The following is a 20,370-nucleotide window of genomic DNA, read 5'->3' as shown; positions in this document are numbered from 1 at the left end:
GCGCAATGAAACTCACCGTGGTCGGCGGAGGATCGACCTACACCCCCGAACTGGTCGACGGTTTCGCCCGGTTGAGGGACACGCTGCCGGTGGAGGAGCTGGTCCTGGTCGACCCGGCGGCCGAGCGCCTGGAGCTGGTGGGCGGTCTGGCCCGCCGTATCTTCGCCCGCCAGGGCCACCCGGGCCGGGTGGTCACGACCGGCGACCTGGACCGGGCGGTGGAGGGCGCCGACGCGGTCCTGCTCCAGCTCCGCGTCGGCGGGCAGGCGGCTCGCAACGAGGACGAGACCTGGCCGCTGGAGTGCAGCTGCGTAGGCCAGGAGACGACCGGCGCGGGCGGCCTCGCCAAGGCGCTGCGAACGGTCCCGGTCGTGCTGGACATCGCCGAACGCGTACGCCGGGCCAACCCGCACGCCTGGATCATCGACTTCACCAACCCGGTCGGCATCGTGACCCGGGCCCTGCTTCAGGCCGGGCACCGCGCGGTGGGTCTGTGCAACGTGGCGATCGGATTCCAGCGCAGGTTCGCCGGCCTGCTCGGGGTGGCCCCCTCCGAAATCCACCTGGACCACGTGGGCCTCAACCACCTCACCTGGGAGACAGGGGTACGGCTGGGCGGCCCCGAGGGCGAGAACGTCCTGCCGAAGCTCCTCGCCGAGCACGCCGAGACGATCGCCGAGTCCCTGCGCCTGCCCCGCCCGCTACTGGACCGCCTGGGCGTGGTCCCGTCCTACTACCTGCGCTATTTCTACGCCCACGACGAGGTCGTACGAGAACTGCGCACGAAGCCCTCGCGCGCCGCCGAAGTGGCGGAGATGGAGAAGGAGTTGCTACGGCTGTACGCCGACCCGGCACTCGACGAGAAGCCGGAGCTGCTGGCCCGGCGGGGCGGGGCGTACTACTCGGAGGCCGCGGTGGACCTGGCGGCGGCGCTGCTGGGCGGGGGCGGGAGCACGTACCAGGTGGTGAACACGTACAACCACGGCACGCTGCCCTTCCTCCCCGACGACGCGGTGGTGGAGGTACAGGCGGCGGTGGGCGCGCAGGGCGCGGCGCCACTACCAGTCCCGGAAGTGGATCCGCTGTACGCGGGGCTGATGGCGAACGTGACGGCGTACGAGGACCTGGCGCTGGAGGCGGCCCTGCGGGGCGGACGGGAACGGGTGTTCCGTGCCCTGCTGGCCCACCCGTTGATCGGCCAGCACGAGTACGCGGAGAAGCTCACGGACTCCCTGATCGCACACAACCGGGAGCACCTCGCGTGGGCATGACGGGCGGGGTTCTCGCTGTCGACGCGGGAAACAGCAAGACGGACGTGGCGGTGGTCACGGCCGATGGGGAGGTCATCGGGGCGGCGCGTGGAGGTGGGTTCCGGCCGCCGGCGGTCGGGGTGGCGGCGGCGGTGGATGTGCTGGAGGACGCGGTACGGCGGGCCTTCGCCGAGGCCGAGGTCGACGCGGTGACCCACGTGTCGGCGTGCCTGGCCAACGCCGATCTCCCCGTGGAGGAGGAGCAGTTGGCTGCCGCGCTCCACGCACGCGCATGGGGAGCGACGGTCGATGTCCGCAACGACACGTTCGCGATCCTGCGGGCGGGGGTGGCCGAACCGCGAGGCGTGGCCGTCGTCTGCGGGGCGGGCATCAACTGCGTGGGCATGCTCCCCGACGGCCGCACCGCCCGATTCCCGGCGCTGGGCCGTATCTCCGGTGACTGGGGTGGTGGTTGGGGCCTGGCGGAGGAGGCGTTGTGGCATGCGGCGAGGGCGGAGGACGGCAGAGGCGCGCCGACGGCGCTGTCGTCGACGCTCCCGGCCCATTTCGACCTCCCGTCGATGCAGGCGTTGATTGAAGCGCTCCACCTGGGGCACATCCCCGATCCCCGCCGCCACGAACTGGCGCCGGTGCTGTTCGCGACGGCGGCAGCGGGCGACGAGGTGGCCCGCGCGCTGGTGGACCGCCTGGCGGAAGAGGTGACAACCATGGCAACGGTCGCCCTGACCAGGCTGGACCTGCTGGCGGAGGAAACCCCGGTGGTCCTGGGCGGCAGCGTACTGGCCGCCCGCCACCCCCAACTAGACGGCGGGATACGGGACTTGCTGGCGACCCGCGCCCCCAAAGCAGTACCGACAGTGGTCACGGCACCCCCGGTACTGGGCGCGGCCCTGCTGGGTCTGGACCGGGTGGGAGCGGGACCGGAAGCAGAGGGAAGAGCGCGGGCCCATTACGCCCACTGACCAGCCCTTTCCTCGCCCCCGCCGCCCCTACCCGTCCCATCCTTCTGGGGCTCCGCCCCAGACCCCGCTCCTCAAACGCCGGAGGGGCTGTTTCAGCCCGTCCGGCGTTTGAGGACGAGGCCCGTTCAGGGCCGAAGCGGGGGTCTGGGGGCGGCAGCCCCCAGGGATGGGACGGGTAGGGGCGGCGGGGGCAGAAAACACACCCCGCGCACCCCAACACACCCCCGTCGGAACCGAACCGATTCGCTGGGCGTATTCATGGGCAGGGGGTGATCCGGGACACTGCAAGGCCGCCGGCGGACCCACCGTGACGAATGTCGGTCCCGCCAGTGATACTTGCGGGCGACGGATGACCATGGGGGAGGTCGAAGTGACACAGCCGGCACAGAGCAGTACGGCACCACCACCGCACACCGGCATGCCCACCATGCCGTCGGTACCACCGCAGCAGGGCAGGCCAACAGCCCCGACCCCGCCCGACAAGCGCCGCACGGCCTTCGCCGAGGGGCTGGACCAGCTCCGGTCCGCCGCGACCACCGAGCCCGGCCGGCTCCGCATCATCGGCGCCGTACTCGCCCTGCTCGTCGTCGCATTCGGCGGCGTGACCGCCTGGCAGGTCACCGACCGCGCGGCCGCCGCCGACGACGTCCTGCACAGCAGCCAGCCCCTCAGCTCCGACGCCGCCGACATCTACCGCTCCCTCGCCGACGCCAACACCGCCGCCTCCAGCGGCTTCCTGGCCGGCCGCGCAGAGAGCGGCGTCAACCGCGTCCGCTACGAGAAGGGCATCCGCACCGCCGCCGAGAAACTCGTCAACGCCGCGGCCAACTCCGACCCCGACTCCCCCTCCGCCGCGGCGATCTCCAAGCTCAACCGCCTGCTCCCGGAGTACAAGGGCCTCGTGGAGCAGGCCCGCACCTACAACCGCCAGGGCTTCCCGGTCGGCGGCGCCTATCTGCGCTACGCCAACGAGAAGATGCAGCAGGAGATGCTCCCGGCCGCCGAGGATCTCTACAAGAAGGAGAACCAGCGGCTGAGCGACGACTACGACGACGCCACGCCCTACCCCTGGGCCGCGATCGCCCTCGGCGTCCTCGCGCTGGCCGCCCTCGCCTGGGCCCAGCACCGCAACTACCGCCGCACCAACCGCGTCCTGAACCACGGCCTGGTCGCCGCCACGGCCACCGCCACCGTGGTGCTGCTCTGGCTCGTCGTCGGCCACAGCGTCGCCCGCGCAAGCCTGAACGACTCCTACGACCACGGCGTCCGCTCGCTGAACGTCCTGCACGACGCCCGCATCGCCTCCCTGAAGGCGCGCGGCAACGAGAACCTGACGCTGGTCTCCCGCGGCGCCGAGACGAAGAAGGTCGGCGAGGAGACGTACGACGCCTACGACTACGACTTCCAGCAGGACATGGACACCCTCGGCAAGGGCCTCGCACTGGCCGAGGGTCTCGCCGACGACGACGCGGGCGAGCAGCCGGTCACCGCGGCCGTGGGCAACATGACGGAGTGGAAGAAGCGCCACTCCGCCGCCCGCGCGGAGGACGAGAACGGCGAGTACCAGGCGGCGCTGGACAAGGTGATCGGCGCCAAGGGCACCACCGGCGAGTGCTTCGACAGCGTCGACACCAACCTCGCTACCGCGCTGAAGCACGAGACGACCGAGTTCAAGACGGCGGCCGGCGACGGCCTGGACGCGATGTCGGGCCTGTCCATCGGCGCCGCCGTCCTCGCCGTCCTGGGCGCGGCCGGCGCCGTCCTGGGCATCGGCCGCAGGCTGTCGGAGTACCGGTGAGAGGGGGCGTGAGCATGCGTGCACGACGTTTGCGGGCCAGTCTGAAGGGCTGGGGCGGAGTAGGGGCGATGGCGGCCGTGTGCGCCCTGGCGGTGGTGCTCGCGCTGCTGCTGCCGCGCACCCAGGCCGCCGGCGACGGCAGCACCGGCACCGGTTCCCCGGGGATCGCGCAGGGCAGCCCCGCCCGCGCGGAGGAGGAGTGCACGGACCCGGAGAAGCAGACGCTCTCCCCGTCCGGCGCCGACGGCCCGACCATCGAGGAGATCAAGAACCGGCAGGGCGAGAAGCGCAAGCTGGTCGTCGGCGTCGACCAGAACAGCTACCGCTGGGGCTACCGCAACCCCAACAGCACCGGCACCGCCGAGCTGGAGGGCTTTGACATCGACCTGGTGCACCGCATCGCCGAGGACATCCTCGGCGACCCGGACGCGGTGCAGTTCAAGGCGATCCCCACCAACCAGCGCATCCCCGCGATCCAGGAGGGCCGGGTCGACATGGTGGTGCGCACCATGACGATCAACTGCGACCGGCTCGCCGACGTCGCCTTCTCCGCCCCCTACTTCAAGACCGGCCAGCAGGTCCTGGCCCCCAAGTCCTCCACCGTCGAGGGCTACGACGACACCCTCGCCGACCGGAAGATCTGCACCGCCGAGGGCTCGACGGCGTACTCGACCCTGGAACAGGGCCAGAAGGAGGGTGACCTGCCCGCCTCGGCGGACATCTCCCGCACCGTCCCCAACCAGCTCGACTGCCTGGTCCGCCTCCAACTCGGCGAGGTGGACGCGGTGGTGACCGACGGCGCGCTCGCCGCCAGCCAGGCCGCGCAGGACCCGACGGTCGAGCTGAAGGGTGCCGCGTTCACCACCGAGTACTACGGCGTGGCGATGAAGAAGGACGCCGACGATCTGGTACGCCGGGTCAACCAGATTCTGGTCGACTACCGCAAGGACACCTCCGGCGGCTGGCAGTCGTCGTACGACAAGTGGCTCTCGGCGACACTGGGAGCGGAGTCGGAGGACTCGGAGCCGCCCGCACCGCAATACCTCCGCAAGAGCTGAACCGCACGGACCAGAACAACCCCCCAGCCACCCAACACAGCAGCGAGAGGTGATCGATGGGCGTCACGGAACCCCCCGGCCCGGTGATGGACCGGGACGAGGTGGACCGTGCGCTGGCGCGGCTCGGCGCGGAGCACGAGGCCATCGAGACCTCGCTGCTCGCCCTCCAGGACCACGCGGGCCGCAGACTCCTCGAAGGCGCCGAACTGACCGGCGTCACCAACGAGCGCTGGACGACCACGGACGCCTCGATCACGCTGCTGTGGGCCTATTTCGACGCCTATACGGCGGCCCTGCGCGGCGCCCGTGAGATCCGCTCCCGCCGCCGCTGGTCCAGCCGGGAGGACCTGGTCGAGCTGACCGAGGTGCTGCGCGGCGAGTCGGTCACGGTCGCCGGGTCGACCACGGCGACGGCCAACGCGCCGACCCTGCACGGCAATTCGGGCAAGCTGAGCGAGCGGTTCTCGCTGGTGACGCTGGTGGACCGGATGAACGAGCTGTACGCGACCTCGCTGGACATGGTGGTCGCCGCCGACGCGGTGTGGTCGGCGCTGCCCGCCCGGATCGATTTACTGGCCGCAGAGCTCCAGCGCACCCGTAAGCTCGCGCACTCCGTCGGGGTGCGTCCGGGCGAGCATCCGGCCGGTGACGACCTGGAGCGCATCACGCGCACGCTGACACAGCTGCGCGAGCAGGTGGTCTCCGACCCGCTGGCCTTCTGGCGTCCCGCGCAAGGGAGTTCGGCGCCGGGCGGCGGCAAGCCGGACACCACGGTCTACGACCGTGAGGCGCGCGCCCTGGAGGACGTGCGCCGGGAGATCGACGCCGTGCTGACCGTCCGGCAGGACTCCGAGGCGCGGCTGGTCAAGCTGCGGGACGTGCTCTCCCGCGCGGACCGCACCCTCGCCGAGGCCCGCACCGCGCGCGGCGAGGTCCTCGCGAAGATCGCCGCCACCGAGGTGCCGGTGGTCAGCGGCCCGCCGACCGTGCTCCAGGAACAGCTCGCGACGGCCGCCGAGTACCGCCGGCACGCCCAGTGGCACCGGCTGTCCCCGCTTTTGGAGTCGCTGGAGCAGAAGGCGGAGGACGAACTGCTGCGGGCCCGCGAGTCGTTGACCGCGGTCACCGCTCCGCTCGCGGTCCGCGCCGAGCTGCGCGGCCGCCTGGACGCGTACAAGGCGAAGGTGGCCCGGCACGGCCTGGCCGAGGACCCGTTCCTGATCGAGCGCTACGACGCGGCCCGGCGGATGCTGTGGAGCGCGCCCTGCGACCTGCGCGTCGCGGAACAGGCCGTCCTGCGCTATCAGCAGGCGGCCGCCGAACAGCTGGGCGCCCCGCGCGTGCCGGGGCAGGGCGGCCCTGAGGACCGTCGGGGGGAGACGTCGTCATGAGTCAGGCACAGCAGACCTGCCAGCGGCCCGGCTGCGGGGGCAGTTACGAGGACGTGGGCGGCGGCGAGCTGTACTGCGACACCTGCGGGCTCGCCCCGGTCGTCTCCACCAACGGCATGGTCGGCTCACCGGCCACCGGGGTGACCGGCGGCGGCAAGGACAGCTCCGGCAGCGGCAGTTCCCGCTCCAGCAGCCGCGCCAGCTCGCGTACGTCGTCGCAGTCGTCGAAGTCGCGCCGCTCGGTGTCGGGACGGCTCTCGCGGTCCCTGTCGGGGCGGACCTCCAGCCGCTCGGTGTCGGTGCGCAGCTCCGGCGCGGCGGCCGGTTCCTCCGGGCGCGGACGGCTCGGCGTGGGCCTGGTCGAGGTGCCGGACGTGCCGCGGCCCGACCCGCGCGCGATGGTGCTGGACAACCCCGAGGTGCCCGAGCGCAAGCGGTACTGCTCGCGCTCCGACTGCGGGGCGCCGGTGGGCCGCGCGCGCGACGAGCGGCCGGGCCGCACGGAGGGCTTCTGCACCAAGTGCGGCCACCCGTACTCCTTCATCCCGAAGCTGAAGTCCGGGGATGTCGTGCACGGCCAGTACGAGGTCGTGGGCTGTCTGGCGCACGGCGGGCTCGGCTGGATCTACCTCGCCGTGGACCGCGCGGTCTCCGACCGGTGGGTGGTGCTCAAGGGCCTGCTGGACACCGGCGACCAGGACGCGATGGCCGCCGCGATCTCCGAGCGGCGCTTCCTCGCGGAGATCGAGCACGCCAACATCGTGCGGATCTACAACTTCGTCGAGCACCTCGACCAGCGCACCGGCTCCATGGACGGCTACATCGTCATGGAGTACGTCGGCGGCAAGTCCCTCAAGGAGATCGCCAACGGCCGCCGCACGACCGGGGGCAAGCGCGATCCGCTGCCGGTGGAGCAGGCGTGCGCGTACGGCATCGAGGCCCTGGAGGCGCTCGGCCATCTGCACAGCCGCAACCTGCTGTACTGCGACTTCAAGGTCGACAACGCCATCCAGACCGAGAGCCAGCTCAAGCTCATCGACATGGGCGCCGTGCGCCGCATGGACGACGACGAGTCGGCGATCTACGGCACGGTCGGCTACCAGGCGCCCGAAGTCGCCGACGTGGGCCCGTCGGTGGCCAGCGACCTCTACACCGTCGCCCGCACCCTGGCGGTGCTGACGTTCGACTTCCAGGGCTACACGAACGTCTTCGTGGACTCCCTGCCCGACCCGGACAACATCGAGGTGTTCCGGCAGTACGAGTCCTTCTACCGGCTCCTGGTGCGGGCGACCGACCCGGACCCAGCGCGCCGGTTCGCCTCCGCCCAGGAGATGGCGGAGCAGCTGACGGGCGTGCTGCGGGAGGTCGTCTCGCTCCAGACGGGGCGGGCGCGGCCCTCCCTGTCGACGCTGTTCGGGCCCGAAGTGAAGGTCACGGACACGGAGTTGTTCCCCAAGCTGGACGGCGAGGTCTCCCGGCTGGGGGTCCGCGGCGGCACCGCCCCGGACGGCGCGCCCGCGCTCACCGCCGGGCTCGTCAAGCCCGTCCCCACCCCGGCCGCCGCGCTCGCGCTGCCGGTGCCGCATGTGGACCCCGGGGACCCCAACGCCGGTTTCCTCGCGGGCCTGATGACCTCCGCGCCCGCCGAACTGGTGAGCGCCCTCGCCGCCGCTCCGGCGCCGTCCACCGAGACCCGGCTGCGGCAGGTGCGGGCCTGGCTGGAGAACGGCGACGCGGGCACCGCCCACGAGACCCTGAGCCGGCTGGAGGGCGAACGGCCCGACGACTGGCGGGTGGTGTGGTACCGGGGCGTGGCCGCCCTGGTGACCGGCGACCACGAGGGCGCCGCGCTCGCCTTCGACGCGATCTACGACGCCTTCCCCGGCGAGCCCGCGCCGAAGCTGGCCCTCGGCCTGTGCGCGGAGGTGCTCGGCCAGTTGGACAACGCCGCCGAGTACTACCGCCTGGTCTGGTCGACCGACCCGAGCTATGTGAGCGCCGCCTTCGGCCTGGCCCGCGTCCAGCTCGCCACCGGCGACCGGGGCGGCGCCGTACGCACCCTGGAGTCGGTCGCGGAGAGTTCCATCCACTACACGGCCGCGCGGGTGGCCGCCGTACGGGCGCGGCTGCGGCAACGCACCGCGGTCGCCAGTGACGTACCGTTCCTGGAGGACCTGACCGCCGCCGCCGGGCAGGTGGAGGCGCTTCAGGCGTACGGCCTCGACCCGGCGCGCCGCGAGCAGTTGGCCACGGAGGTGCTCGGCTGCGCGCTGGACTGGATACTCTCCGGTGGCCAGGGTTCCGTCCCCACCGCCGCCGGGGGACGGGTGCTGCTCGGCAGCGGCCTGGACGAGCGGGGACTGCGGTTCGGACTCGAGCGTTCGTACCGCACGCTGGCCCGGCTCGCGCAGGGCGGCGAGGAGAGGATCGACCTGGTGGAACGTGCCAACCGTTACCGCCCCCGGACGTGGGTGTAGTTGATGTCACAGATGCCCCAGCAGGCCGCTCTGTCGAACTGCCCGAGCTGCGCGGAACCGCTGCTCTCGGGTGACCGTTTCTGCGAGAAGTGCGGATACGACCTGTCCGCGTCGGCGGAGACGCCAAGCGCCGATCGCCCGGCCGCTGTCAACGGCAGTGTCGCCTGGCCGCACGCCTCCGAGCCGGACAGCTCGGACACCCCGCCGGCCGTGCACCTGCCGACCGACCTCCAGGGCACGGAGTCGGACGGCCGCGGCGCCCCGCAGGCCGGGCAGCGGGCCGTATCGCCGGACGGGCCCGGCGGGGTGCGGTTCGACCGTGCGCCGGAGCCCGACGAATACCCGCTCCAGGCGCCCGATCCACGGATCGCCCCCGAGCAGCAGCCCGCGCCCGCCAAGGTGTGCGTGGCCTGCCGGGCCGGCCGCGTCGACCACGACGGGTACTGCGAGAACTGCGGGCACGCCCAGCCACGCGAGCGCGACCACATGGAGCAGGAGTGCGGTCCGGTGGCCGCGGTCAGCGACCGCGGACTGCGCCACCACCGCAACGAGGACTCCTTCGCCGTGGGCTGCACCGCCCTGGCCGACGGCTCCCCCGCGGTCCTCGCGATCGTCTGCGACGGCGTCTCCTCGGCGACCCGCCCCGACGAGGCCTCGCTGGCCGCGTCCCGGGCGGCGACCGACACCCTGCTCGCGGCCCTGCCGCACGGCACGCACCCGCAGCAGGCGATGCACGAGGCGATCGTCGCCGCCTCCCGCGCGGTCAACGCGCTGGCCGGCGAGCCCGCCACCGCCCGTGAGCACGCCCCGCACCAGAACGCCCCCGCCTGCACCCTGGTCGGCGCCGTGATCACCTCCGGTCTTCTGGTCGTCGGCTGGGTCGGCGACAGCCGCGCCTACTGGGTCCCGGTGGACCGCAGCGCTCCCCCGGCCCGGCTCACCGAGGACGACTCCTGGGCCGCGCAGATGGTCGCGGCGGGCCTGATGAACGAGGCCGAGGCGTACGCCGACGAGCGCGCCCACGCGATCACCGGCTGGCTCGGCGCGGACGCCTACGAACTGGAGCCGCACACCGCTTCCTTCAAGCCGGACCGGCCTGGTGTGGTGGTGGTGTGCACCGACGGCCTGTGGAACTACGCCGAGGCGGCCGAGGAGATGGCCGACGTGGTGCCCCTCGACGCGGCCGTGCGCCCCCTGCACAGCGCCCAGGTCCTGGTCGGTCATGCGCTCGACGGCGGGGGCCACGACAACGTAACAGTGGCCGTGCTGCCGTTCCCGGCCCCGCCGATGGGGGCAGGATCGGCCTGAGGCCGCGCAGCGGGGAGAGCCTCGACGGACCGGAGGGGACCGGTCCGCCATCAGCCATCACCCCACCCCGGTGGGGTGTCCTAGGGGGATCAGAGAAGGCATGGCCATTTTCTCGAAGTCGAACGTGCCGCAGTTCTCGATGGACGTGTACCAGAACGAGTACCTCCCCGAGGGCGGCCGTGAGGTCAACGCGATCGTCACGGTCACCTCGACCGGCGGCGGCACGATCGGAACCGCGGTCGCGGCGCCTCACCTCTACACCGCCGGACAGGGCCCGTCCGCGGCCGTGGCGATCATGGTCGATTGCTCGGGCTCGATGGACTACCCGCCGACCAAGATGCGCAACGCCCGGGACGCGACGGCCGCGGCCATCGACACCCTGCGCGACGGGGTGCACTTCGCGGTGATCGGCGGCACCCATGTCGCCAAGGAGGTCTACCCGGGCGCCGGACGCCTCGCGGTCGCCGACGCCACCACCCGCGAGCAGGCCAAGCAGGCGCTGCGCAAGCTCAGCGCGGGCGGCGGTACGGCCATCGGCACCTGGCTGAAGCTCGCCGACCGGCTGCTGTCCTCCGCGGAGGTCGCCATCCGCCACGGCATCCTGCTCACCGACGGCCGCAATGAACACGAGTCACCAGAGGAGTTGCGTGCCGCGCTGGACGCCTGTTCCGGGCGTTTCACCTGTGACGCGCGCGGTGTGGGCACCGACTGGGTAGTGAAAGAAGTCACAGGCATCGCCTCCGCGCTCCTCGGCACCGCCGACATCGTCGCCGATCCGGCGGGCCTGGCCGCCGACTTCACGCAGATGATGGAGACGGCGATGGGCAAGGAGGTCGCGGACGTCGCCCTCAGGGTGTGGACGCCGGTGGGCACCACCATCAAGTTCGTCAAGCAAGTCGCTCCGACGGTCGAGGAGTTGACCGACCGCCGGACCGAATCGGGTCCGCGTTCCGGGGACTACCCCACCGGCTCCTGGGGAGACGAGTCCCGTGACTACCACGTTTGTGTGGAGGTACCGGCCGCCGAGCTGGGCCGCGAGATGCTCGCCGCCCGGGTCTCGCTGGTGACCCCGCAGCCCGACGGCAGCGTCCACAACCTCGGCGCGCAGGGCCTGGTACGGGCCGTGTGGACCGACGACATGGTCGCCTCGACGTCGATCAACCCCCAGGTCGCCCACTACACCGGACAGGCCGAACTGGCCCAGGCCATCCAACAAGGCCTGGACCTTCGCAAAGCGGGCGATATGGACGGAGCAACGGCCAAACTGGGCCGCGCCGTTCAGCTCGCCAGCGCCTCCGGAAACGCCGATACGGCGAAACTCCTTGCGAAGGTGGTGGACGTGGTCGACGCCGCGGCAGGTACTGTGCGACTGAAGGCGAAGGTCGCGGAGGCCGACGAGATGACTCTCGAAACAAGGTCGACAAAGACTGTTCGTGTAAAGAAGTGACTAGCCCGGCCCCTCGGGGTTGGAGAAATCCGGCCGTGCGGCCGGAACAGGAGAGGGGGAAGCGCCGACATGCCGACCTGCCCGAACGGACACCAGTCGGGTTCCGACGACTGGTGCGAGGTCTGCGGTCACCGCATGGCCGGTGCCGTACCCCCGCCTCCTCCTCCGCCCCCTCCGCCCGGCGGCGGGTACGGCTTCCCGCCGCCGCGCATGTCCGCCGTACCGGACCCCGAGCCGGAGCTCTGCCCGCAGTGCCGTACGCCCCGTGAGGGCGGCGCGCCGTTCTGCGAGGAGTGCCGGTGGAACTTCCTTACCAACACCGCGACGTCGTACACCCCGGCCGCCCCGCGCCAGCCCGCGCCCGGCGCCGGACCGAGCCCCGCGGCCCGCTTCCAGCAGCAGCCGGGACCGTCGTACGGCAGCGGTGACTCGTACGACTACCAGAGCTCGCGGCCTTCGCAGATGAACCGGCCCGCGGAGCCGATCCCGCCGTTCGGCTCGGAGCCTGGGGCTGGTGGCCCCGGTCCTGGTGGCTACGGCGGCCAGCCCGGTCCCGGTGGGCCTGGCGGGCCCGGTGCTCCTGGCGGTCCGGGTCCCTTTGGCGGACCGGGCGGTCCCGGTGGCCCCGGCCCCGGCGGTCCCGGCGGCTTCGGGGGCCAGGGTGGTCCCGGCGGGCCCGGTGCCGGTCCCGGTGGCCCCTCCGGCTTCGGCGGTGACCCCTCGCGGCCCGTTCCGCCGCCGCCCGGCCCGACCCCGCCCGCCGGTCCCGGAGGCCCTGGCGGTCCCGGTGGCTTCGGTGGTCCGGGTGGTCCCGGTGCGACCGGTGGCGCTCCGCAGGCGTTCCAGTCCCCCTCCGGCCCGCCCCCGCCCGCCTACCCGCAGGAGACGAACCGTCCCCAGCCCGGCGGCCCGTCCTTCGGCGGCGGTGAGGACGACTGGGTGATCTCGCCCCCGTCCGCCACCGGCCCCGGCCAGGGCGGCTACGGCTACCCCCAGCCCGGCTCCGGCCAGGCGCCGCCCCCGCCGGGCGGGGCCTTCCCGCAGCAGCCGGCCACCTGGATGGCGACGATCGGCCCGGACCGTGAGTACTTCATGGCGATGATGCAGCGCTCGGGCCCCGAGGCCGCGGGCCTGAACCTGCCCGCGTACTCGCCCGAGCAGCAGCGCACGCTGACCGGCAACCAGGTCACGATCGGCCGGCGCCGCCACTCCACCGGCGACACCCCCGACATCGACCTCGCGGTACCGCCGGAGGACCCGGGCGTCTCGCACCAGCACGCGGTGCTGGTGCAGCAGCCGAACGGCTCGTGGGCGGTCGTCGACCAGAACTCGACCAACGGCACCACGGTGAACGGCTCCGAGGAACCGATCCAGCCCTTCGTGCCGGTACCGCTCCAGGACGGCGACCGGGTCCACGTGGGCGCGTGGACGACGATCACCATCCGCCGGGGCTGACGCTCCGCACCGGTTCGCCGGTGATCACCGGAGGGGCCAGGAGTACGGCCCCTCCGGATCGTCCAGCCAGGCCCATTCGCTCTCGCCGCGGACGGTGATGCCGTAGCGGCTGCGCTGGGGTGCGCCCTCGCGGTGCCACAGCGCGTACGCCTCCTGCGGGTCCAGGCTGTCGCGGCTGAGCGCCAGCAGGAAGCGGAACAGCTCGTGGTCGCGGGCCGGGCGGGGCACTCCGCCGAGGGGCGCCGGTTCGGGCTCGGGGCGGTCGCCGCCGCGCAGGGGCACGAAGTAGGCGGGCGTGGCCAGGAAGCGGCCCTCGGCGTGCTCGGCGTCCTGCACGGTCAGCGCGACAAGCCCGGTGGCCATGGGCGTCAGGATCCGGGCGCCGGACCGGCACTGGGCGAGCCAGGCGCGCGGGACGGACGACAGCGTGCAGGTCGCGATGATCCGGTCGTAGGGCCCGCGTTCCGGGGCGCCACGGGCGCCGTCGCCGGTCAGGACGACGGGGTGGTACCCGGCGGCAACCAGATGCCGGGTGGCCGACTCGGTGATCTCCGGCTCCAGATCCATGGTGGTGACCAGATCGTCGTCGCCGAGCCGCCGGGCGAGCAGGGCGGCGTTCCATCCGGTCCCGGCGCCGATCTCCAGCACCCGGTCCCCGTCCCGCACGTCCAGCGCGACCAGCATCATCGCCATGAGCGAGGGCTGGCTGCTGGAGGAGAGCAGCTCGCCGTCGCGCATCCTGGTGGCCAGCGGTACGTCGGCGTAGGCGCCGCGCAGCCAGCTCTCCCGCGCGCCGGGGGCGGGGCTCTCGCCCCAGCGGCGCTCGTATCCGCCGACGGCGCCGACGTAGTAGTAGGGCACGAAGAGATGGCGCGGTACGGCGGCGAACACCTCTCTCCACACCGGGTCCTCGGCCCAGGCGCCGCTGCGGTCGATCTCGCGCACGAGTTCGGCCCGCGCCGTGGCGGCGAGGTCGTCGAGGTCCTTGTCGAGAGCGTGGGCGCTCATGCTTCCACTGTCCTGCGCGCCGCCGCACGGGGCGAGTGCCGGGAGGGACCTAAGTCCCAAGTCCTGGGTCTCGGCGTCTGAGACCATGGGAGGGTGAATGAGATTCGGCGCGGCACGCTTCAGGAGCAGACCTTCTACGAGCAGGTCGGCGGGGAGGAGACCTTCCGCCGCCTGGTCCACCGTTTCTACCAGGGCGTGGCCGAGGACCCGCTCCTGCGGCCCATGTACCCCGAGGAGGACCTGGGCCCCGCCGAGGAGCGCCTGACGCTGTTCCTGATCCAGTACTGGGGCGGCCCGACGACGTACAGCGAGAACCGCGGCCACCCCCGCCTGCGGATGCGCCACGCCCCGTTCACCGTCGACCAGGCGGCCCATGACGCGTGGCTGAAGCACATGCGGGACGCGGTGGACGACCTCGGCCTCTCCGAGGAGCACGCGCACACGCTGTGGAGCTACCTGACGTACGCGGCGGCGTCGATGGTGAACACCCAGGGCTGAGCGCTCTGCGGCCCGCGGATCAGCGGGTGACGCTGACGCCGATCACCCCGAGCCCGGCCCTGCGTACGGCGATCGATCCGTACGGCGTGCGCAGGCGCAGCCAGGCGGCCGCCGAGAACAGCGCCGGTTCCCCGGTGGCCCGCAGGAAGCCCAGGGACTGCGCCGCGTGCACGGCACGGACCGGCAGGGGGGTGTCGCCGACGGTCCGGGACCAGATCTCCCGCCCGATCCGGTCGAGTTCGGCGCGCGTACGGCCCTCAGGGGCCAGTTCCTCGGTGCGGGCCCGGAATTCGGCGACCGCGGCGCCGACCATGGCGCGCAGTGCGTCGGGGGCGGGCAGCCCCGGCTCGGGGGTCCAGCCGCTGCGCGGGGGCAGCACCCCGGCCCAGGGCGGACCGGTGACGGCATCCGGGACGACGGCCGTGGCCGCGGACTCGTCCACCGCCTCCAGCAGTTCACCGGCGGACACGGTCCGGTCCAGGCCGACCTCAAGGCCGTCCTCGTACGGCTTCGCCAGCCGTGCCGTGCGGATCGCCAGCACCTCGAAGGACGGCGGCCGCCCGAAGACGGCGAGCGCGGTACCAGCCGCCTGGAGACGGACCGCGGCACCGCGGTCGTAGTGCAGCAGCCGCGAGAGGAAGGCGGCGAGATCGGCCGCCTCCCCCTCCTCCGCGAGATGGAGCACCGTCATGCGGCGACGGCCTCCTCCTCGTCATCGTCCGTGTACTCCTGGAGGAACTCCCGTTCCTCGGAGGTGATTCGGCGGGGCCGCTGCGCCTCGAAGTCGAACGGCACTATGACGGTCGAGGCACGGACGTACACCAGGTCCTCGTCCTTCACCTCGTAGGTGATGGTGAAGGACGCGGCCCTTATCTCGGTGACCCACAGCTCGATGTCCACCGGGTGGTGCCGGTGCACGAGCTGCCGCTTGTAGTCGATCTCATGGCGCGCCACCACGGACCCCTGCTGGAAATCCTTGTCCGGGCGGAACAGGAAGTCGATACGGGCTTCCTCCAGGTACCGGAGGAAGACCACGTTGTTGACGTGGCCGTACGCGTCCATGTCCGCCCAGCGCAGTGGGCAGCGGTAGATGTGGCGCATCTGCTTCGATCAGCCCCGGGTCAGCTTCTTGTAGGTGGCACGGTGCGGGCGGGCGGCGTCCGGCCCCAGCCGCTCGATCTTGTTCTTCTCGTAGGACTCGAAGTTGCCCTCGAACCAGAACCACTTGGAGTCACCCTCGTAGGCGAGGATGTGCGTGGCGACCCGGTCCAGGAACCACCGGTCGTGGGAGACGACGACGGCGCAGCCGGGGAACTCGAGCAGAGCGTTCTCCAGGCTGGAGAGCGTCTCGACGTCGAGGTCGTTGGTCGGCTCGTCGAGGAGCAGCAGGTTGCCGCCCTGCTTGAGGGTGAGCGCGAGGTTGAGCCGGTTGCGCTCACCGCCGGAGAGGACGCCGGCGGGCTTCTGCTGGTCCGGGCCCTTGAAGCCGAAGGCGGACACGTACGCCCGCGACGGCATCTCGACCTGCCCGACATTGATGTAGTCGAGCTCATCGGAGACCACGGCCCAGAGGGTCTTCTTGGGATCGATGTTCTCGCGGCTCTGGTCGACGTAGGAGATCTTGACGGTCTCGCCGACCTTGATGGACCCGGAGTCGGGCTCTTCGAGACCCTGGATCATCTTGAAGAGGGTGGTCTTGCCGGCGCCGTTGGGCCCGATGACCCCGACGATGCCGTTACGCGGCAACGTGAAGCTCAGGTCATCGATGAGGACCTTCTCCCCGAAGGCCTTGTTGAGGTTGTTGACCTCGACGACGATGCTGCCGAGCCGCGGGCCCGGCGGGATCTGGATCTCCTCGAAGTCCAGCTTCCGCATCTTCTCGGCCTCGGCGGCCATCTCCTCGTACCGCGCGAGACGGGCCTTCGACTTGGCCTGGCGCCCCTTGGCGTTGGAGCGGACCCACTCGAGCTCTTCCTTGAGCCGCTTCGCCCGCTTGGCGTCCTTCTGCCCCTCGACCTTGAGACGGGTCTGCTTGGTCTCCAGGTACGTGGAGTAGTTGCCCTCGTACGGGTAGGCGCGCCCGCGGTCCAGCTCGAGGATCCACTGGGCGACGTTGTCGAGGAAGTACCGGTCGTGAGTGATGGCGACCACGGTGCCCGCGTACTTGGCGAGGTGCTGCTCCAGCCAGTTCACCGACTCGGCGTCGAGGTGGTTGGTGGGCTCGTCGAGGAGCAGCAGGTCGGGAGCTTCCAGCAGCAGCTTGCACAGCGCCACACGCCGCTTCTCACCACCGGAGAGCTTGCTGACGCCCCAGTCGCCGGGCGGGCAGCCGAGGGCGTCCATGGCCTGCTCGAGCTGGGCGTCGAGGTCCCAGGCGTTGGCGTGGTCCAGGTCCTCCTGGAGCTTGCCCATCTCGTCGAGCAGCGCGTCGGAGTAGTCGGTGGCCATCAGCTCGGCGATCTCGTTGAACCGGTCGAGCTTGCCCTTGACCTCGGCGACACCCTCCTGGACGTTCTCCAGGACGGTCTTCTCCTCGTTCAGCGTGGGCTCCTGCATCAGGATGCCGACGCTGTAACCGGGCGAGATGAAGGCGTCACCGTTGGACGGCTGCTCCAGCCCCGCCATGATCTTCAGCACGGTCGACTTACCGGCGCCGTTCGGGCCGACGACGCCGATCTTCGCCCCGGGGAGGAAGTTCAGGGTGACGTCATCGAGGATCACCTTGTCGCCGTGCGCCTTGCGCGCCTTGCGCATGGTGTAAATGAACTCAGCCAAGAGAAACCGTCCGGCAGCTTGAAATCTGGCAGTGGGCAGATACACCCCATCTTGCCGTACCGCCACCCTTGGGCGGAAACCCGTTAGCTCGGGCGGCTCTGACCTGGGGTTTTCGACTGCCCACGACTACAGTGCCGATATGACCGGCGTAGGGAACCGCCCCCTTCTCTTCCTCGATGTCGATGGTCCACTCATTCCGTTCGGGTCGGCGTCCGGTCACACGCAGTCGGTCGCCGATCAGGGAAACCCGCTGGTGGGGCGGCTCGACCCCGGGGTGGGAGCGCGCCTGCTGAGCCTGGGCTGCGATCTCGTCTGGGCCACGACCTGGATGGAGGAGGCGAACGAGGTCGTCGCCCCGCACCTCGGGCTGCCGCAGCTACCTGTGCTCGCTTGCCCGGAGACCGCCCCCGAGCTCGGCCCACGCGGCCTGCACTGGAAGACCCGGCCCCTCGTCGAGTGGGCCGCCGGCCGGCCGTTCATCTGGGTCGACGACGAGATCAGTGCCATGGACCGCCAATGGGTGGCCGCCGCCCACCCCGGCCCGGCGCTCCTCCATCGTGTAGCCCCGACGAAGGGTCTTGAAAAGGCCGACTTCACCGCGCTCGCCGGTTGGCTCCGCGGCGTCGCGCCGGGGTGAGCACCGAACACTTGCTGTCAGTGCCTGCGGTTACGGTGCGTCTGTCATCAAAGGGCAGCACTCTGGGGAGGGGCGCCATGGGAGCCAAGACGGGGCTGCTGGTGTATGCCGACGGCGACGTGCCGGGGCTGCTGCGTGGGGTGCGAGCGGCGGATCTTGATCGGACGGCCACGATGGTCGGGCGACTCCGTCCGGGCTGTGAGATCGAGACGTGCGGGGGCTCGAATCTCGGGGACGGCGTGTACCCGCCGAAGGGGACGGTGTACGCCGCCAGTTGGCCGGGGGTGGAGGTCATCGGCGATCAGAGCGTGATGATCGACGCCCCTTCCCAGCTCCCGGAACACGTGGTGGCGGCGAGCGCCGGGCGGCGTCTCGTGCTGCACGCCATGCACAGTGTCGTCGACTGGCTGGCCTTCGCCGTGTGGGAGGACGGGCGCCTGGTCCGCTCCCTGAGCCTGTCTCCGGACAGCGGCATCATCGAGAACATCGGCGAACCGCTCCCCTTCGAGCAGCCGTACTGGGCCGGAGACCGCCCGGCCGACATCGTCCCCTGGCCCGGCGAGGAAGAAGAGCCGTACCCCCTCCCCTTCCATCCCTTGGACCTGGGCGAGGACGCGCTCCGCGCACTCTGCGGTTTCGTCGTGGAGGGCCGTCCCGACCCCGACGACATCGACGCCGACGCCATCAAGCTGCACGGATTCCGTGTGCGGGACCCGTACGGGCCTGATCCCGCGGAGCAGGAAGCGGCTCTGCGCAGAGCCGTGGAAGCCATGGGCCCACCGCGCGTCTACACGCTGGGCCCTGATGGCTCACTGACCGAACGCGACGGCCTCTAGGTAACGGCGCTCGGGCATCGGATCAGCCAGGGCTCATTCCCCGTCACGCGTCTTGCGGGTGCGGAGGAACACGAGGGTGGCTCCGCCCAGCAGAACCAGGCCGATGGCGACGCCTGCGATGACCGGGGTCGCGTTGGAGCTGCCCGTTTCGGCGAGGTTGGTGTCGGGGGAGGTGCCGCCCACCGAGGCGGGGCTGGGGTCCGTGAGTGTCTGGGTCGTGGTGTTGTCGGCTTCTGCCGCCTGGGTCAGGCAGTCCAGGACGCCGGTGAAGCGCTGGGTGAGGGTGCCGGGGCCTTCGATGGTGAAGTCGTAGGCCTGGTCCTCCTGGAGGGGGATCGTGACCGTGCGGGTTCCGGACGGGGCGATCGTGTAGTCCGTGCCCAGGAGTTCGAAGGTGAACGGCTCGTCGCCCTCGTTGGCCGCCGTGATGTCCACGCCGCCCTTGGCGCAGTTCTTCGTCGCGGACAGCGCCGGTATCGCCCCCTGCTTCGCCCACGTCGCGCTCGCCGTCGCGGAGACCGTCGACTCGCTGGAGCCGGCCAGGATCTGCGTCTGACTGCGGCTCTCGGAGGTGAAGGCGCGGCCCACCGGCACGGTCGTGGACGCCTGCACGGTCAGCTCGGCGGTGCCGTCCGGCGTGTCCTCGGGCACGTCGAACCAGATCTGGCCGCCGTCGGTCGTGGCGGTGACCGGCTTGCCCTTCTTGTCGACGATCCGCACGCCGCTCATCGCCGCGGGCGGGGTCACCGTCACCGCGTCCGCGCCCGTACGCACGGTCACCGGCCCGAGCCGCTCGCCGGGGTGCCCGGAGAGCGCGGGTGGGTCGAGGGTCAGGGAAGCCTGAGGTTCGGCCAGATCCCGGGCGCTGCGCTCCAGGTAGTCGGCGAGCTGCTCGGCCTGCGGGTCCACCGCGTCGACGTCCGCGTCGTCCGAGTACCGCCACACGGCCACCTGCGTGCCCGCCGCCGCGTCCTGCTCGCTGAGGCCGCCCCGCAGGCCCGCCTTCTGGGCGAGCGCCGCCAGGTCGTTCACCTGCGGGTAGGAGTTCTGGAGGATCCAACGGATCTTCCCGGAGTTCTCGTTGACGCCGAGCGAGGTCCCGCTCCACGGGGTCTCGTGGTACTTGGCGTCCTTCTGCGTGGGGTTGAACAGATCCACGCAGTACGTCTGAAGCGTGCCGCCGCCCTCGACGGACATCTCGAACAGGCCCGCCGAGATCTCCTGGTCCCCGGCCTCGCTGTGGATGACGGCAGCGCCGTAGGTCTTCAGGCCGCCTATCGTGGCCGTCGCCCCGCCCTGGTTCCGCGTCCCGCCGTCCGCGGCGGCCGGGCCGGCACCGGCCGCCAGCACACCGGCGGTGAGCAGGCCGGACACCAGCGTCGCGGCGGCGAGCCGGGCCGCCTCTCGCCCGCGCCCGGACAGCGCGGAGAAAGAAGAAAGCACAGAATT

At 71.6% G+C, this 20,370-nt stretch carries 17 protein-coding genes; 12 read left to right on the top strand and 5 right to left on the bottom strand.

What is annotated here, in order from left to right; all coding sequences use genetic code 11:
- Positions 1 to 5: 5 nt before the first annotated feature.
- The 9 genes from BN159_RS27790 (at position 6) to BN159_RS43250 (ending at position 13,167) form a co-directional block, all read left to right on the top strand.
- The gene (locus tag BN159_RS27790; protein WP_015660335.1) at positions 6 to 1,271 is read left to right on the top strand and encodes a 6-phospho-beta-glucosidase; all 1,266 of its coding nucleotides are present in this window, start codon (positions 6 to 8) and stop codon (positions 1,269 to 1,271) included.
- Positions 1,268 to 2,233, top strand: a complete 966-nt coding sequence (locus BN159_RS27785) for an N-acetylglucosamine kinase (protein ID WP_193384345.1) — start codon at positions 1,268 to 1,270, stop codon at positions 2,231 to 2,233. Before BN159_RS27790 ends, BN159_RS27785 begins: the two co-directional genes overlap by 4 nt.
- A 355-nt stretch (positions 2,234 to 2,588) precedes the next feature.
- Positions 2,589 to 4,031 (top strand): hypothetical protein, encoded by a 1,443-nt coding sequence (locus BN159_RS27780; protein WP_015660333.1) that lies wholly within the window; start codon positions 2,589 to 2,591, stop codon positions 4,029 to 4,031.
- Positions 4,032 to 4,045: 14 nt separating this feature from the next.
- Positions 4,046 to 5,089: a glutamate ABC transporter substrate-binding protein gene (locus tag BN159_RS27775; RefSeq protein ID WP_051113550.1), complete on the top strand. Its 1,044-nt coding sequence runs from the start codon at positions 4,046 to 4,048 to the stop codon at positions 5,087 to 5,089.
- A gap of 56 nt (positions 5,090 to 5,145) precedes the next feature.
- Positions 5,146 to 6,480: a hypothetical protein gene (locus tag BN159_RS27770; RefSeq protein ID WP_015660331.1), complete on the top strand. Its 1,335-nt coding sequence runs from the start codon at positions 5,146 to 5,148 to the stop codon at positions 6,478 to 6,480.
- The gene (locus BN159_RS27765) at positions 6,477 to 8,957 is read left to right on the top strand and encodes a serine/threonine-protein kinase (RefSeq protein WP_015660330.1); all 2,481 of its coding nucleotides are present in this window, start codon (positions 6,477 to 6,479) and stop codon (positions 8,955 to 8,957) included. The genes BN159_RS27770 and BN159_RS27765 overlap by 4 nt, the downstream gene beginning before the upstream one ends.
- Positions 8,958 to 8,960: 3 nt before the next feature.
- The gene (locus tag BN159_RS27760) at positions 8,961 to 10,265 is read left to right on the top strand and encodes a protein phosphatase 2C domain-containing protein (protein WP_015660329.1); all 1,305 of its coding nucleotides are present in this window, start codon (positions 8,961 to 8,963) and stop codon (positions 10,263 to 10,265) included.
- Between the two features lie 100 nt (positions 10,266 to 10,365).
- Entirely contained in the window at positions 10,366 to 11,712 is a 1,347-nt protein-coding gene (locus BN159_RS27755; protein ID WP_015660328.1) for a vWA domain-containing protein, read from the top strand.
- 69 nt (positions 11,713 to 11,781) lie between these two features.
- Entirely contained in the window at positions 11,782 to 13,167 is a 1,386-nt protein-coding gene (locus BN159_RS43250; RefSeq protein WP_063608108.1) for an FHA domain-containing protein, read from the top strand.
- Between the two features lie 24 nt (positions 13,168 to 13,191).
- Here the strand turns inward: BN159_RS43250 and BN159_RS27745 are convergent, their stop codons facing one another.
- The gene (locus tag BN159_RS27745; RefSeq protein WP_015660326.1) at positions 13,192 to 14,175 is read right to left on the bottom strand and encodes a methyltransferase domain-containing protein; all 984 of its coding nucleotides are present in this window, start codon (positions 14,173 to 14,175) and stop codon (positions 13,192 to 13,194) included.
- A gap of 93 nt (positions 14,176 to 14,268) precedes the next feature.
- Between BN159_RS27745 and BN159_RS27740 the strand changes: the two genes are divergently transcribed.
- Positions 14,269 to 14,673 carry a globin gene (locus BN159_RS27740; protein WP_015660325.1) on the top strand — a complete coding sequence of 135 codons (405 nt, stop codon included), beginning with the start codon at positions 14,269 to 14,271 and terminating at the stop codon, positions 14,671 to 14,673.
- 19 nt (positions 14,674 to 14,692) lie between these two features.
- Here the strand turns inward: BN159_RS27740 and BN159_RS27735 are convergent, their stop codons facing one another.
- Genes BN159_RS27735 through ettA form a run of 3 tightly spaced genes read right to left on the bottom strand, consistent with a single transcriptional unit; the run spans position 14,693 to position 17,448 of the window.
- Positions 14,693 to 15,364, bottom strand: a complete 672-nt coding sequence (locus BN159_RS27735; protein ID WP_015660324.1) for a hypothetical protein — start codon at positions 15,362 to 15,364, stop codon at positions 14,693 to 14,695.
- On the bottom strand, positions 15,361 to 15,774 hold the full coding sequence (locus tag BN159_RS27730; RefSeq protein WP_015660323.1) for an acyl-CoA thioesterase: 414 nt from the start codon (positions 15,772 to 15,774) through the stop codon (positions 15,361 to 15,363). The genes BN159_RS27735 and BN159_RS27730 overlap by 4 nt, the downstream gene beginning before the upstream one ends.
- Before the next feature lie 9 nt (positions 15,775 to 15,783).
- Positions 15,784 to 17,448, bottom strand: a complete 1,665-nt coding sequence (gene ettA, locus BN159_RS27725; protein ID WP_015660322.1) for an energy-dependent translational throttle protein EttA — start codon at positions 17,446 to 17,448, stop codon at positions 15,784 to 15,786.
- A gap of 139 nt (positions 17,449 to 17,587) precedes the next feature.
- Between ettA and BN159_RS27720 the strand changes: the two genes are divergently transcribed.
- Together BN159_RS27720 and BN159_RS27715 are read left to right on the top strand one after the other, a co-directional pair.
- Positions 17,588 to 18,085, top strand: a complete 498-nt coding sequence (locus BN159_RS27720; protein WP_015660321.1) for an HAD domain-containing protein — start codon at positions 17,588 to 17,590, stop codon at positions 18,083 to 18,085.
- 77 nt (positions 18,086 to 18,162) lie between these two features.
- Positions 18,163 to 18,921 carry a DUF6928 family protein gene (locus BN159_RS27715; protein ID WP_015660320.1) on the top strand — a complete coding sequence of 253 codons (759 nt, stop codon included), beginning with the start codon at positions 18,163 to 18,165 and terminating at the stop codon, positions 18,919 to 18,921.
- Between the two features lie 33 nt (positions 18,922 to 18,954).
- Here the strand turns inward: BN159_RS27715 and BN159_RS27710 are convergent, their stop codons facing one another.
- On the bottom strand, positions 18,955 to 20,364 hold the full coding sequence (locus tag BN159_RS27710) for a Cys-Gln thioester bond-forming surface protein (protein ID WP_015660319.1): 1,410 nt from the start codon (positions 20,362 to 20,364) through the stop codon (positions 18,955 to 18,957).
- Positions 20,365 to 20,370 lie beyond the last annotated feature (6 nt).

The organism is Streptomyces davaonensis JCM 4913, assembly GCF_000349325.1.
Lineage (GTDB): Bacteria > Actinomycetota > Actinomycetes > Streptomycetales > Streptomycetaceae > Streptomyces > Streptomyces davaonensis.
This window is presented reverse-complemented; position numbering and strand designations above follow the sequence as displayed.